We start from the raw sequence: 13807 nt of genomic DNA on the forward strand, positions 1-13807 counted from the left end.
GAGTTTGTTTATTCCCGATTCATGTGATCCAGCAGATGCTCTCTCAACAGATCGCGCAGCCAGAGGGTATCCATCCTTAGCTCTCTCAGGCCTGCCGCCTGCGTCACAATCTGGGCTCTTAACACTTCAGGACCGTCTGTTCCATTCAAATACCGACTCATGAAATGAAGAAATACATCTACCTTGCGCAGCCGAAGCAGCAGCGGAATGACCGCAACCTCTCGGGAAGACAAGCGAAGACGGCTGCCGAAGCCCGCGCAGAATTGCTCTGCCTGCTCCTTCTTGCCGCTGCCAATGAGATCGGCAAGAATTACTGCCGGCTCCATGACCCGGATATCCATCGTACAAAATTCAAAATCTAACAGTGCGCAGACTTCCTCGGGGTGATGCTCATCGACCAGAAGGTTCGAAGGATTCAGATCCCCGTGGATAAGCTGCTTTGGCAGCTGCTCCAGCTCATCCAGACGGTCAAATACTTCCATGCAAGCCTCGCGCAGCAGACGAAGGGGTTCTCCGAGATCTGAAAAAGCATCCTCAGGCTGCTCACAGAATGATTGGACCGTGTCAGGACTGCATAAAGGATACGCTTTTGCAATCTCGTAATAGGGCGGGTATGCCGGCTCTAAAGAGGGAACGGTCCGCGCCAAGGTCTCGGATAACTCTGCTGCTGCCAGACCGAAGGAATAGGCGGCCCGGAACGCTTCCGGCTTCGGGGATACGCCTTCAATATATTCAAAGAGACAGGCGAATCTGCCGCTGCCGTCTTCCATGCGAATAATGGTCGATCCCTCTGGCGTCCTTACGGGCGAAGGAATCTGGAAGCTAAGTGGTTCTGATGCCAGCTTCATCAAAATATCGTGCTCGAAGGCAACCTTTTTCTCCTCCCGATGCGTCTCATAAATCCGCAGCACGCAGTTCAGTCCGTTATTTTCAAGGTAGCGGGTTGTATTGTTCCAACCGCTCGCGCCCTCGCGCGCCTCTCCCTCCCATTCCGGCCAAAATTTCTTTACCGTCTTCTCCGCCATTCAGGCCCACTCCGTTTCTGTCCTATGTATGTCCATTATAATACAAATTCAACAAATCAGCTTTTCAGCACCGAGAAGTTTGCGAGAATCCGAAGAAGGAGGAACGGAGTATAGGCAAAACCTACTTGAGCGAAATGCTTCCAAAGGAAGCATGCCTCGTAAGCATCCGCTCGGACTTCTAGGGCGAACGCAGGATTCGATGTCGAATCAACTTCTTGAGACTCTTCGTGATCAAAAGTTGACTTTTTGAACAACCCCAAAAATATAATCTGTCCAAGAACGCCCGTTCAAGGCCCCACCCGATTCCGGTACTCCCTTGGCGCCACTCCTGTAATTCTCTTGAATATACGAGAAAAATAAAACATATCATGATACCCTAAATGCTCGGCAATTTCCTTGATCGACAGCTCTGTGTTCAGCAAGATATTTCGCGCCTCCGCTACTTTCAGGCGATGTATAAATTCATTGAAGGGATAACCGGTATATTCATGAATGATCCGGCGAAGCGTGGATACAGAAATATGATGCTTGGCCGCGGTAGCAGCTGCAGTTATCGAAGTATCCAGAGAATGGCTCAAATCTTCTATAATTCTCAGCGCAAATTGCTCCCGGTTGCCTGCTGCATGGCCTTCCTTTAGTGAAACAAGCTCATAAAGGAACATTTCCAACTGCAGCACCGCCCGGTCCAGATTATCGGGAGCCCCGCTATCAATCAGTCTGAACAAGCCTTCCATCCGCTGAATCAGAATTTCATCCACCACGACCGGCTGCACTTTCCCGTCAGGAAACAACCAGTCCCTGAGCCATTCCTCTAGCCGGCTTCCCTCCACGGTGAAATAATACTCATCCCAATAGCCGCCTTCATCCGGGCCATAGTTGAATTCACTGCCCGGATAAAGGCAGAACCATGAACCTGCTCTTACCGGCTGAACCTCTCCTTCATCAACCTGATAATACCCCTGGCCTCCAGTAATGATGACAACGGCCCAGTATTTGAAGACGGCCTTCTCCCTTTGCAGCGTCCGTCCAGGCAGATGGCCTGCGTTTACCATGGAGAGGGTTCTGATTCTTCGCCTCGCTGAATCCACCGCCGGAGCAAATACCCGAATCGGACTTTTGCTGATCATATAGTCCATATACTTTACCATCCTGCACATTCTCTCCTTTATCAAGCTGTGCTAGATTAATCTTAGTTGAATAAATATAACATATTTATATGGAAAGGATGAATCCCGGTCATGAAATATGTACACATTGGACTAATCGGCTGCGGCTCCATATCCGAATCTCATTTGAAGGCTTATGCAGCCAATCCCCAAGTCAAATTGGTTGCCGTGTGCGACCTCAAGCTGGAACGCGCTCAGGCCATCGCCGAACGCTACCAGATTCCTCATACCTATACCGACTACAGAGAGCTTTTGGCAAACCCCGAAATCGAGGCGGTGAGCATCTGTACCTGGAATAATTCTCATGCTGAAATCAGCATCGCCGCTCTCCAGGCAGGAAAAAATGTTCTCTGCGAGAAACCGCTGTGCAAGACAGTCGACGATGCGCTTGAGATTGAGCAAGCAGTGAGACAGAGCGGTAAGCTCCTTCAAGTCGGCTACGTTAGACGGCACGCCTCCAACATTGAGGTGCTGAAGCGGTTTATAGATGCTGGCGATCTTGGAGAAATTTATTATGCCAAGGCCAGCCTTGTCCGGCGCTTGGGCAATCCGGGCGGTTGGTTCGCGGATCGGGAACGTTCCGGGGGCGGTCCGCTGATCGATATCGGCGTGCACGTCATTGATCTGTGCTGGTATCTGATGGGCAAGCCAAAGGCCGTGTCTGTCAGCGGCAATACCTATAACAAACTTGGTAATCGCTCGCATATCGAAAACTATGATTTCTATCAGGCTGCCGATTATGATGCCTCCAAGAATACTGTGGAGGATATGGCTAATGCCTTGATCCGCTTCGAGAATGGCGCCTCCTTGATGGTTGATGTCAGCTTCTCTCTACATGCGAAAAACGATTCTGCTCAGGTCAACATCTACGGAGACCGCGGAGGAGCAGAAATCGAGCCCAAGCTGTCGATTGCGACGGAACAACACAATACCATCATCAATATTGACCCGCAAATTAGCCGTCCCGGCTTCGATTTCCAGGAAAGCTTCAACCGGGAAATCAATCATTTCGTAAACAATTGTCTTGGCAATTCTCAAAACATCTGTCCTGTCGAGGACGGGGTTGAGATGATCAAGATATTGAATGCGATTTATCGTTCCGCAGCTGAAGGAAGAGAAATCCGTTTGGATGAGGAGGGTACAAATGCAGCTGAACAATAAAATCGGTGTAATTGTAGACAGCTTCGGCCTTGGCGTAATTGAAGGATTGAGAAAGGCACGCGAGGTTGGAGCAGACGGCGTTCAAATCTATGCCGTCTCCGGCGAGATGGATCCTGCGGTATTAACCGCAAGCAAACGGCGTGAGCTGCGAAGCTTTATCGACGGCCTCGGCTTGGAGATCTCTGCTCTATGCGGAGATTTGGCCGGACACGGCTTCCAGGATGCTGCGGCCAATCCGGCAAAGATCGAGAAATCGAAGCGGATTCTGGAGCTTGCCCTGGATCTGGGGACCAACATTGTTACGACGCACATCGGTATCGTTCCGGAGGACAAGAACGGACCGATCTACGCAGCCATGCAGCAGGCTTGTGAAGAACTGGGTACTTATGCGAAGAGCCTGGACGCCTACTTCGCCATTGAGACCGGGCCTGAGCCAGCTGCTCATCTGAAGAGCTTTCTGGACACGCTAAGTACAAACGGTGTCTCCGTTAACTTTGATCCGGCCAATATGGTCATGGTTACCGGAGATGATCCGGTACAAGGCGTGCACCTGTTGAAGGATTATATTGTGCATACCCATGTCAAGGACGGGACCCGTCATCGTCCGATTGATCCGAAGGAGGTTTACGGCTATCTCGGCTATACTGCCATGGATCATGAGGCCATTGCCGACATGGCCGCTTCCGGCTCTGCCTTTGAGGAGCTGCCGCTGGGTGAAGGAAGTGTAGACTTCAACGCTTACTTTAAGGCCCTGCAAGCTATCGGCTATCAGGGATACCTGACGATCGAGCGCGAGGTAGGCGCAGATCCGGCTGCCGATATTTCCAAGGCAGTTCAATTCATTCAGAAATTTCGCTAAGTGAGCCGATCCTCCACGGATCTAAGATGAAGGAACAGGGAGATGAGCGAGAATGAAGCTGGGAATCAGCTCGTACAGCCTGTATCAGGCTATGCATCATGGGCGCATGAATATCGAGGATGTGCTTGCTTGGGCAGCGGAAATCGGAGCAAGGCATGTTGAAATCGTGCCCGGACTAGGCTTTAGCTTCGAAGAAACGCCGGAGCTGGTAGAGAAGCTAGTCCAAAAAGCGGCAAGCTTATCGATAGATATATCCAATTATGCCATTGGAGCCAATTTTATTACTGATAGCGACAAAGCCTATGAGGCAGAGATTCAACGGGTGATCTCGGAGGTTGACCGTGCGGCCCGCTTGGGCGTGAAGCTGATGAGACATGATGTTGCATCAAGAGAAGACACGTCCATCCTCCGGTTTAATGAAGACCTGGAGCGGATTGCGCTGGCCTGCCGGCGCATCGCCGATCATGCGGCAGACTATGGAATCACGACGAGCGTCGAGAATCACGGCTATTATGTTCAAGCAAGCGACCGGGTTCAAACGCTTATCCATGCGGTAGGTCGTCCTAATTTCCAAACAACGCTGGACGTCGGCAATTTTGTGTGTGTTGATGAAAACCCGGTCACCGCTGTTAAAGCTAATTTGCCGCTTGCCTCGATGGTGCATATCAAGGACTTCTATATTCGCCCTTCCTGCCATAATCCTGGCGAGGGCTGGTTCCGAAGCGCAGGAGGCAACTATCTGCGCGGAGCCATTGCCGGTCACGGCGACCTTGACTTACGGGAAATTCTGCGGCTGATCAAGAGCTCCGGGTATAACGGATATCTGTCGATTGAATACGAAGGTATGGAGGATTGCCTGACCGGCACCCGGATCGCTTTCCAAAATGTGCAGCGCCTCTGGGACGAAGCCTAGCACTCAGCACAAAAAAAGCAAGGGACCTATCCTCGGCAATAATACCAGGATGGTCTCTTGCTTTTCCTTTTATCGCATCATTTTATTTAGTTGCTCTGTTAATGCCGAGTGTGACAATTTCACAACTGCCGACTGGCAGGGACAGACCACCGATTGCATTAGCGGCAAGCGGCTTGCCTGGTTCCTCCAGAATGGTTGTTTTGTAGATATGATCCGAAGGAATCTCCAGCTTCAGGCTGAGCTCTGTGCCTTGACGGCACATATTGTACCAGCGAAGAAGAAGATCTCCGGTCTCTTCATTCATCTTCATCGAGGAGAAGGCAAGCTCTGCACTTTCCCAGTACAATGGCGAGTAGTTCGGCGCAACCTTTCCTTCATGAACATCAGTCTGGCACGCCGTCCAAGGAATCTGGAACTGATAAGCCTCCGTATAAGCACTCAGTGCTCCGCGCTCGCCGCCGCTGTATGGGATAACTTCCATTTGGAAGGTATGCCCGCCAAGGCATTGCGCCTCCGGCGTCGGGAACAATCCCCAGTCTCCAAGCTCGCCTACAGCACGCAGCAGAGTGACAGCAATCGTATTGCGTCCGTCACGCAGAACCTCGTATTCATTCAAGCCAAGATTGGCTACAACCAAGCCTTCTTTTCCGTTGCCAACTTCAACGAAGGCTTGCTGATGCTGGGTATTGCTTGGATTTTCCCATTCAGGTGCCGGCTTGTTGTTGCGCTCAGCGATTTCAAACATCGAGTCCACACGGTGCTGCGATGCCTGAAGATCTGTAGGGAACAGCATGCGTACCCGATGATCCATTGCTTGATTGTTCAGCTTGGTTTCGATTTGCAATCCCTTGCCGTCTTCCTCCAGCGACAATACCGTTACGATCTCCATCGGAACGAGCGTCTTGCTGCGCTGTGCCTTGCGATTCGGGTAATAGACCAGTTCGCGCTGCTCTTGATCCAGCAGTTCATCCGCAGAAGCCGGGATGAGCCATTGATGAGCTATTTTCACAGATGCACGGTATGGCTTGTCATCCAGTACTGTAATGTCTGCAGGCAGTCCCTTGGTTGTTAGCGGGGACTCCCCTTCTGGCTGTCTGTACATATATTCATTACCGATATCCCCGGTGTTCTCGTAAGTCCCGAGATCCCGGTAGACCCGGCCTGAGACCTTGTCTGTCAGTACAAACGAGCCGTCTTCGGAGATTTCCACCTTCAGCGAAGCATTCTCCAGCGTCCGGCTACCGGTCAGCAATGTTGAAGCAGCAGATGCTGAAGTTTTCGCACTGCGTACCCAGGCATATGCCCGCAAGCCCAATGCCGGAACCTCCGCCGCACGGAAGGTAATCCGAACCTTGCGGCACATATACGGTTGACGGAACTGGTCATCCGGCAGATCGTAACCAAACAACAAACCGAGGTCTTCTACCGTGCAATCAACGACATTCCCTTGCTCATCTACCAGTACGCGGCCACTCAGATCCGTTTCCTTCATGCGACGGGCGGTTTCTTCCAGGGTAAAGCCCTCGCGCAGGTACAATCTTGCTGCATCCAGCTCCACTGTGATTACTCCGCTGCGGGTCCAGCCGGTTGTATTAAAGGCAAGTACCGGAAGCGGGTCCTCCCCATAAGCGGCAAATCCGGAAGTATCAACGGCATCCGCGATAACGGTCTTGCTGTCGTCGATAATCGTCTCTGCCACATCCTTGCTCTTGGCGAACCGCGTAACCATCTCGCGATGCACCTCATCCACGCTGCAGCCGCAAATGCTGTCATGAGGATGGTTCTGCATCAGGGTCTTCCAGGCATAGGTAAACAGGTGATGCGGATACTTCTTGCCCAGCAGGTGCGCCATCGAGGCTAGCGGCTCCGCTACCTTCTCCAGAATCGCCTGGCCTTCCTGATTCATCTGCTTCAGGTAAACCCGCGCCGAGGCGGTATTCACGAGGGTTCCCCAGCCATCCGTTCTTTGGCTGCGTAGCTCTCCTTGTACCATGGACAGGGTTTTGCCTTCAGATGCCTGCTCCAGCGCCTTCAAGTAATCAGGCAGATTGGAATGGATGAACTCGGTATCCGGGTACAGCTTCTCCGCCATAGCAATCGCCTCAGGCAGATCCAGCTGGATCGGCTGATGGTCGCACCCGTTCATATACAGCAGCTCGCCAGTCGACGCATATTTCTCCGCATCAGCCAGCTTCCGGTCCCAGTAGGCTCTCGCCGCTTCTTCTTCAACCGGCACTTCATTCCCGTTGGAATACCAGTTCGCGAATAGAATGCCCAGCACCTTGGACCCATCCGGACCTTCCCAGATCAACTCGGAGAAGGAGGATTCATAGCCTCCGTCCGCTACGGTATTATTGAAGCCAGTAGGCTTCACGCCGCGTCCAAAGAAGGCATTGCCGATGCCGGACTGCTGCATCAATTGCGGAGTCTGTCCAACCAGCCCGAACGTATCCGGGAAATAACCGATCTTCGCCGGCTCCCCGTAGCGCTTGGCATCCTGATGCCCGATTTGCATATTGCGCACATTGGCTTCACCGCTCGTCAAAAAGGCATCCTGCAAGATATACCATGGACCGATAAGAATCCGTCCGTCCCGGATATGCTTTTCCAGACGTTTCTTGTTCTCCGGCCGAACCTGGAGATAATCCTCCAGAATAATGGTCTGTCCGTCGAGATAAAAGCTCTTGAACTCTCCGCCCTGATCCAGCTTGTCCAGCAAGGCATCCACCAATGCGATCAGCCGGACATGGTGCTTCTCATATGGCAAATACCATTCCCGGTCCCAGTGTGTATGGGAAATAATATGTGCCCTTCTCTTTTTGGTCATGTCTACGCCTCCCACCCTTTGATTAGTTTGCAAATTATCTTTTGCGCGCTCACAAATACACCTGATCACGCAGGGAGAAGCCGCCCTCTTCCTCCGGTTGAAGCAAGACAGCGGCTCCTCTTAAGTCCGGACAGGCTTATGCCTCTTCCAGCGGGAACTTTTCCATATATTCGATCAATTCGTCTGCGGTTGTGAAGGCAATGCCTGTCACTGTATCCGCACAGCCGTAATAAATAGCGATGCGTCCTGTGTCGGCATCAGCCAATGCCGCGCAAGGGAAGGTTACGTTTGGTACGTCGCCTACGCACTCATACAGCTCTTGAGGCCCGAGAATATAGTTCCGCGAACGTCCCAATACCTTCCAAGGCTCATCCTTATCCAGCAGGGCAACACCCATACGGTATACAAAGCCATTGCAAGTATTAATAACGCCATGGTAAATCAACAACCAGCCTTTGTCCGTTTCAATTGGAACCGGTCCTGGTCCGATTTTCTTGGACTGCCATGCCGATGCATCTCCATTGATGGTACCCATCACATAGCGGTGTTTACCCCAGAACGTCAGGTCAGGGCTCTCGCTGTAGAAAATGTCACCGAACGGAGTATGACCCGTGTCGCTCGGACGGCTGACCATTGCGTAGTTATCTCCGATTTTGCGCGGGAACAGCACGCCGTTACGGTTGTACGGAAGGAACGCATTCTCGAGCTGATGGAATGTCTTGAAATCTGTGGTATAAGCCAGACCGATCGTTGGGCCATGGTAGCCGTTACACCAAGTAATGTAATAGCGGTCCCCGATCTGGCACACACGAGGGTCATAACGATACTCTCTCTTGGTGATATACTCGTCGCCTTCGAATTGGATCGGCTCATGATTGATTTCCCAATTTACGCCGTCTTTACTGAAGCCTGCGAAAATATCCATGCTGACCGACTTGGAGTCGCAGCGGAACACTCCCGCAAAGCCGTCGCCAAACGGAATAACGGCGGAATTGAAAACACTGTTCGAGTTCGGAATGGCATCCCGCGGGATGATCGGATTTGCAGAATAGCGCCAAACCGGCGAGTTGCTGCCTGCCGGTTTCTCTTGCCAAGGAATATTTGGCAGGGCGTTGCCAATAATTTTAGCCATGTTCATATCTCCTTTTTTAAAAAAGTTGAACTAATGAATTTACGTTCAGAGGGCAGCGTGTGAAGTGTTCTTACGATCGCTGTTGTTCGCGGATTTCTCTGATTGAACTAAGCCATAAGAAGGTAGAACTCCGCTCACAAAGGCGAACGCTACCGCTTCTATCAAAACACTTCACACTTATGCCTTTTCAACGTAGCTTTTTATTTCAACTTTATAGATTCAAAACTCATCTTTTGATCACGAAGCAATTCATCAATATTACAAAATGCCGTCCTTCATCGCCCGATAGACGAGCTGGGAGAACAGACTGTTCGACCAAGCGAACCATTTGCGGGTGAAGACGGTTGGATCATCGGCATGGAAGCCTTCATGCATGAAGCCCGTATCCGCATCCGTCGCTTCCAGCATCGCGATCATTTCCAGCTTTTCTTCCGCTGTCGTCGCCGTAATTCCTTGCATCGACAAAGCCATATGCCAGATATAATCCTGCGGTGTATGCGGACTGCCGATTCCCTTGGCCGCTTTTCCTTCAAAATAGAACGGATTCTCCTTGCTAAGTGCAAAGCGTCTGGAGTTCTGGTAAATCGGATCATCTGCTGTGACATAGCCAAGGTAAGGAATCGACATAATGCCCGGCGTTCCTGCATCGTCCATCAGGCAGTAGTTACCGAAGCCGTCGGTCTCGTAGGCATAGATCGGTCCGAATTCCGGATGGCGATAAATACCATACCGCTTGATCCCGTGATCCACTTCCAGTTCGAGCTGCTTCAGTTCCTCCAGGAATTCCAGGTCACGGAATACCCATTCCGCAAATTCCTGCATTTGACGCAGAGCGACTACGGCAAACATATTTCCAGGGATGTTGTAATGGAAATCGCAGGCATCGTCACTCGAGCGGAAGCCGGACCAGATCATCCCGGTATAGTTAACCGGCATGCCGAGTCCCTGGTTCTGCAGCGAGTCCTCCGGAATGCCATTGTTCCGCATGAAGCGGTAGGGCGATTGCTCGGCATGATGCTGCTCGGTCCGGAACACGTCATAGATCGTGCGCATCGCTGCCTTGAACCCGGCATCGAAAATATCGGCGCGTCCGGTCTCCTTCCAGTACGTATAAGCAAGACGAACAACAAAGCACAAGGAATCGATCTCGAATTTGCGTTCCCATACCCAAGGCGACATGTCCGTCTTGTCTGCAGCGTTCCAGTGCCAATCATTAGCGGTTTCATTGAACGCATTGGCATAGGGATCAATCTGCACGTATTGAACATGGCGCTTAATCAAGCCGGCGATGATACGCTGCAAATCCGCATCTTCCTTGGCAAGCGGCACATAATGAATGACCTGCTCCACGGAGTCGCGCAGCCAAGAGGCCGGAATATCTCCCGTGATGACGAAAGTCGTGCCATCCTCCATCAGCTTGGTCGTCGTCTCCAGCGTGTTCGGAAAGCAGTTCTTGAACAGCTTGAGCAGCTTAGGGCGATGAGCCAGCTTCTCTTCGGCTTCGGACAGAACGGATTGAACTGCCGCCGGCAATTCCAATGCCGGCATATCTATCTTAGGAAGTCTGAATTGTTCCATACAGGTTCCACTCCTTTAATCCCATAGTTTCCGGTTTCTTGGATTACACATAAATTTTAACCGTCTTAATCTCAAACGGAGCGAAGCTCAGCTCTATACCGCCTTCTGTCGTCGACAGTCTTTCCCCGTCCTCTTCCAATGCATTGGACAGACAAGCCAGCTTCAGACCCGGCCAGTTCAGCGAAACCTGTTCGCGTCCGCCAGCGGATTCATACAAGCGTACAATCACAGCGTTTCCGTCTTCTGCCGGCTTCACCGTATCCAGTACAACATGCTCGCCGGTAAAATCAATGAGAGACTTCACGGAAGGCAGTTCGCCTGCATGGGGCTCGGCCGCCAGCGCAACCGGCGTGTGATTCAGCTCCGCCGCCGCACGCAGGGTATGGGCTGTTTGCCAGTCCCCTTGGTGCGGATACAGCGAATACGTAAACTCATGCTCGCCCAGATCCGCGCTGATATCCGGCCACTTCGGCGCACGCAACAGGGACAGACGCATGGTGCTGCCTTGAATGTCGTAGCCGTATTTGCAGTCATTCAGCAGGCTGACGCCATAGCCCCGTTCGGAGACATCGGCGAAGCGATGTCCGCATACCTCAAACTGCGCTTGCTCCCAGCTGGTATTGCGATGTGTCGGACGCTCCAGAGCGCCAAAAGGAATCTCATAGGTCGCCTTATCCGTGACCACGTCAACCGGGAAGCCGACCTTCAACAGCTTATGGGATTCGTTCCAGTTCACCTTCGTATGGAAATCGATCCGCTGGTCATGATGATACAGAATCATCTCTTGAATGATCTCGGACTGCCCCAGACGATAGCGGAATCGCAGCACGTCTTGAACAGGTCCCTTTGCTGCTACGGCAGGTTCGATCAGCTTAACATCGCCCGCTGGCTGCTGCTCGTAGCGAGGATCAATATCCCAGGCATCCCACAGCGTCGGACGGTCATGATAGAAATGGAACCGGTTGGCCGCTTCGCCGGCTTTCACCATCTCACGCTGGGCGGTCTTATCCCACAAGCTGACGATTTCGCCGCGCCCGTTGAACTTCAGGCGGTAATAGGAAGTCTCCCATTCCCCTTTCAATTCCTGCTCCACCACAGCTGTCTCAGGTGCTCCCGCCGTCTCTTTCCGCAGCCAGACCGTTTTGTAGCCGAGAGCAGGCACACCAGGCACAAGCAGTCTAGCCGCTACTTCCCCATCAAGATCTGAACGCACTTCGTATGGAAGACGTACTCCCTGCTCATCATATACAGCCAAGCCGCTTTCGGAGGATAATTCAGGCAGGGATACGATCATATCCCGGGACCAGCCCAGGCTGTTAAAGATGATATAAGGCTTGCCTTCGCCTGCCGTGGATACTTGAGCTGCCAATGCGGCCAGACCAGCCTGCAGACCGCTGTCTCCCTTTTCGAAAATCTCCGTATATTCCTTGGTGGAAGTGACATAGGCTTCTGTAATCGCGGAGCCGGGGATAATGTCATGGAACTGATTCAGCAGAATCAGCTTCCAGCCGTCATGCAGCGAGCCGCGAACCTCGTTTTGATGCTCTTCAGCCATGGACGGGGCTGCCAGCGTGTTCCAGACCTCGGCTTCCCGGTACAGAATTTCCGCCTTCCGGTTGCTGCGCTTATTACGGCCATGCGTGGTATACGTGCCGCGGTGCAGCTCGAGATACAGATCACCGTGCCATGCCGGAAGCTTCGGATCAGCGGCTTCAATACCCGCAAAGAATGCTGCGGCAGTACTGTATTCGCTGCCCGGCTGTCCCACCATCAGGTCGGCCCGGTCAATGTATTCCAGCATTTCACGCGTCACTCCGCCGCCGCCGTCTCCATGTCCGTATAACAGCATCTGCTCCGGATGAACAGCCTTCTCGCGGAAGGACTGCCAGTGCTCGTGCACATCCTTCGGCAGCGTGTTTTCGTTAACGCCATGGTTCAAGTAGGACAGCATCGGCGTTCCGTCAATGCCTACCCAATGGAACAGGTCGTAAGGGAATACGTTGGTGTCATTCCATCCCAGCTTCGTGGTCATGAAATAGCGGATGCCTCCGTGCTGCAAAATTTGCGGCAGCGAAGCACAGTAACCAAACGTATCCGGCAGCCATTCGATATCCGAGGTCAGCCCGAATTCCTCCTGGTAGAAGCGTTGTCCATACAGCATTTGCCGCATCAACGATTCCCCGCTCGGCAAGTTCAGGTCTGGCTCGACCCACATCCCGCCGACCAGTTCCCAGCGTCCTTCCTTGATTCGCTCCTTCACTCGTTCATACAGCTCAGGATCATTATCCTTCAGATAGGCAAATAGCTGCGGCTGGCTCTGGGCATAACGGTACTGCGGATATTCATTCATCAGGGCATCCACGGTTGAAAAGGTCCGGCTCGCCTTACGTACCGTTTCCCGAATGGGCCATAACCAGGCGATATCAATATGGGATTGACCCACCATATGAATCAGGCCCTCGGCATTGCCGCCAATTTCCTTTACCCGTGCCGACAGCCGCTGTTCAATCCCGGTTAGCGGGCTGCCTTCGCGGATCGCTGCCTCGTCCAGGGCTACAAATTCATCCATAGCGGTATATAGCGCCTCGATCAAGCGCGTACGGCGGAAATCTTGCTCCGGCAGCAGAACCGCCGAATCGCGAATAACGATCGCCGTATACATCAAGCTCTGTACCGCCGGGTTGACGAGTACAAGCTGGCTGTCAACCCGAGTGATCGGAGGCTGAATGACCGCCTGCTGATTCAGCGGGTCAACCGGCTCCGGAATCGGGTCATACAGCTCGATCTCCAGCTCCAGGGGTTGTCCCGGTTCTTCCGTGTCCAAAGTAACGAAGGTATGATTGCGGTCCAGGCCCTGTGCCGATTTGCCGTTGATGCGCAGCAGTCCTTCTCCGCCGGAAGCGAAGACCAAGCCGACATGGCCGGTCTGCCATGGCTTCGGAATGTCCAGCTTCGTCCGGAAGAAGTAGGTTGTGCCTTGTGTGCTTGGAAATCTATCCAGAGTTCCGTCCTCGAGATAGGGCTTCTCCTCCGTGTACTTGCCGGGAATCAGGTAAGTATTGGCGGTAATCTTCCAATCCAGGCTGCGTTGCTCCAGCCACTGAGCCTCTGTCAGTTCCCGGATAAAACGTCTGATCCGTTCCATA

Annotated in this window: 9 protein-coding genes; 3 read left to right on the top strand and 6 right to left on the bottom strand. The window is 52.5% G+C overall.

Going from position 1 to position 13807, the window contains the following annotated elements:
- Positions 1-8 precede the first annotated feature (8 nt).
- On the bottom strand, positions 9-1025 hold the full coding sequence (locus tag KQJ23_RS00905) for a phosphotransferase (RefSeq protein ID WP_216476707.1): 1017 nt from the start codon (positions 1023-1025) through the stop codon (positions 9-11).
- A 287-nt stretch (positions 1026-1312) separates the two neighbouring features.
- Entirely contained in the window at positions 1313-2173 is an 861-nt protein-coding gene (locus tag KQJ23_RS00910) for a helix-turn-helix transcriptional regulator (protein ID WP_216476708.1), read from the bottom strand.
- A gap of 90 nt (positions 2174-2263) precedes the next feature.
- On the opposite strand from KQJ23_RS00910, the gene KQJ23_RS00915 reads away from it, so the two are divergent.
- The 3 genes from KQJ23_RS00915 to KQJ23_RS00925 are packed head-to-tail and all read left to right on the top strand — an operon-like array spanning position 2264 to position 5124.
- Positions 2264-3352 (top strand): Gfo/Idh/MocA family protein, encoded by a 1089-nt coding sequence (locus KQJ23_RS00915; RefSeq protein WP_216476709.1) that lies wholly within the window; start codon positions 2264-2266, stop codon positions 3350-3352.
- A complete protein-coding gene (locus tag KQJ23_RS00920; protein WP_216476710.1) occupies positions 3336-4211 on the top strand; it encodes a sugar phosphate isomerase/epimerase family protein in 876 nt (291 codons plus the stop codon). The genes KQJ23_RS00915 and KQJ23_RS00920 overlap by 17 nt, the downstream gene beginning before the upstream one ends.
- A 52-nt stretch (positions 4212-4263) precedes the next feature.
- The gene (locus KQJ23_RS00925; RefSeq protein WP_216476711.1) at positions 4264-5124 is read left to right on the top strand and encodes a sugar phosphate isomerase/epimerase family protein; all 861 of its coding nucleotides are present in this window, start codon (positions 4264-4266) and stop codon (positions 5122-5124) included.
- Between the two features lie 82 nt (positions 5125-5206).
- Here KQJ23_RS00925 and KQJ23_RS00930 read toward each other — a convergent pair whose 3' ends face one another.
- The 4 genes from KQJ23_RS00930 to KQJ23_RS00945 form a co-directional block, all read right to left on the bottom strand.
- The gene (locus KQJ23_RS00930) at positions 5207-7951 is read right to left on the bottom strand and encodes an alpha-mannosidase (protein ID WP_216476712.1); all 2745 of its coding nucleotides are present in this window, start codon (positions 7949-7951) and stop codon (positions 5207-5209) included.
- Between the two features lie 136 nt (positions 7952-8087).
- The gene (locus KQJ23_RS00935; protein ID WP_216476713.1) at positions 8088-9083 is read right to left on the bottom strand and encodes a glycoside hydrolase family 130 protein; all 996 of its coding nucleotides are present in this window, start codon (positions 9081-9083) and stop codon (positions 8088-8090) included.
- A 258-nt stretch (positions 9084-9341) separates the two neighbouring features.
- Positions 9342-10661 carry a glycoside hydrolase family 125 protein gene (locus tag KQJ23_RS00940; RefSeq protein WP_216476714.1) on the bottom strand — a complete coding sequence of 440 codons (1320 nt, stop codon included), beginning with the start codon at positions 10659-10661 and terminating at the stop codon, positions 9342-9344.
- 43 nt (positions 10662-10704) lie between these two features.
- On the bottom strand, positions 10705-13806 hold the full coding sequence (locus KQJ23_RS00945; protein ID WP_216476715.1) for an alpha-mannosidase: 3102 nt from the start codon (positions 13804-13806) through the stop codon (positions 10705-10707).
- Position 13807: the final 1 nt, after the last annotated feature.

This window comes from Paenibacillus brevis (genome assembly GCF_018919145.1).
GTDB classification, from domain to species: Bacteria; Bacillota; Bacilli; order Paenibacillales; family Paenibacillaceae; genus Fontibacillus; species Fontibacillus brevis.

Bases quoted from the DNA above. Each gene is read 5' to 3' on its own strand.
- KQJ23_RS00910 (WP_216476708.1), bottom strand. From the start codon at position 2,173: ATGGTAAAGTATATGGACTATATGATCAGCAAAAGTCCGATTCGGGTA.
- KQJ23_RS00915 (WP_216476709.1), top strand. From the start codon at position 2,264: ATGAAATATGTACACATTGGACTAATCGGCTGCGGCTCCATATCCGAA.
- KQJ23_RS00925 (WP_216476711.1), top strand. From the start codon at position 4,264: ATGAAGCTGGGAATCAGCTCGTACAGCCTGTATCAGGCTATGCATCAT.
- KQJ23_RS00905 (WP_216476707.1), bottom strand. From the start codon at position 1,025: ATGGCGGAGAAGACGGTAAAGAAATTTTGGCCGGAATGGGAGGGAGAG.
- KQJ23_RS00930 (WP_216476712.1), bottom strand. From the start codon at position 7,951: ATGACCAAAAAGAGAAGGGCACATATTATTTCCCATACACACTGGGAC.
- KQJ23_RS00940 (WP_216476714.1), bottom strand. From the start codon at position 10,661: ATGGAACAATTCAGACTTCCTAAGATAGATATGCCGGCATTGGAATTG.
- KQJ23_RS00920 (WP_216476710.1), top strand. From the start codon at position 3,336: ATGCAGCTGAACAATAAAATCGGTGTAATTGTAGACAGCTTCGGCCTT.
- KQJ23_RS00935 (WP_216476713.1), bottom strand. From the start codon at position 9,083: ATGGCTAAAATTATTGGCAACGCCCTGCCAAATATTCCTTGGCAAGAG.
- KQJ23_RS00945 (WP_216476715.1), bottom strand. From the start codon at position 13,806: ATGGAACGGATCAGACGTTTTATCCGGGAACTGACAGAGGCTCAGTGG.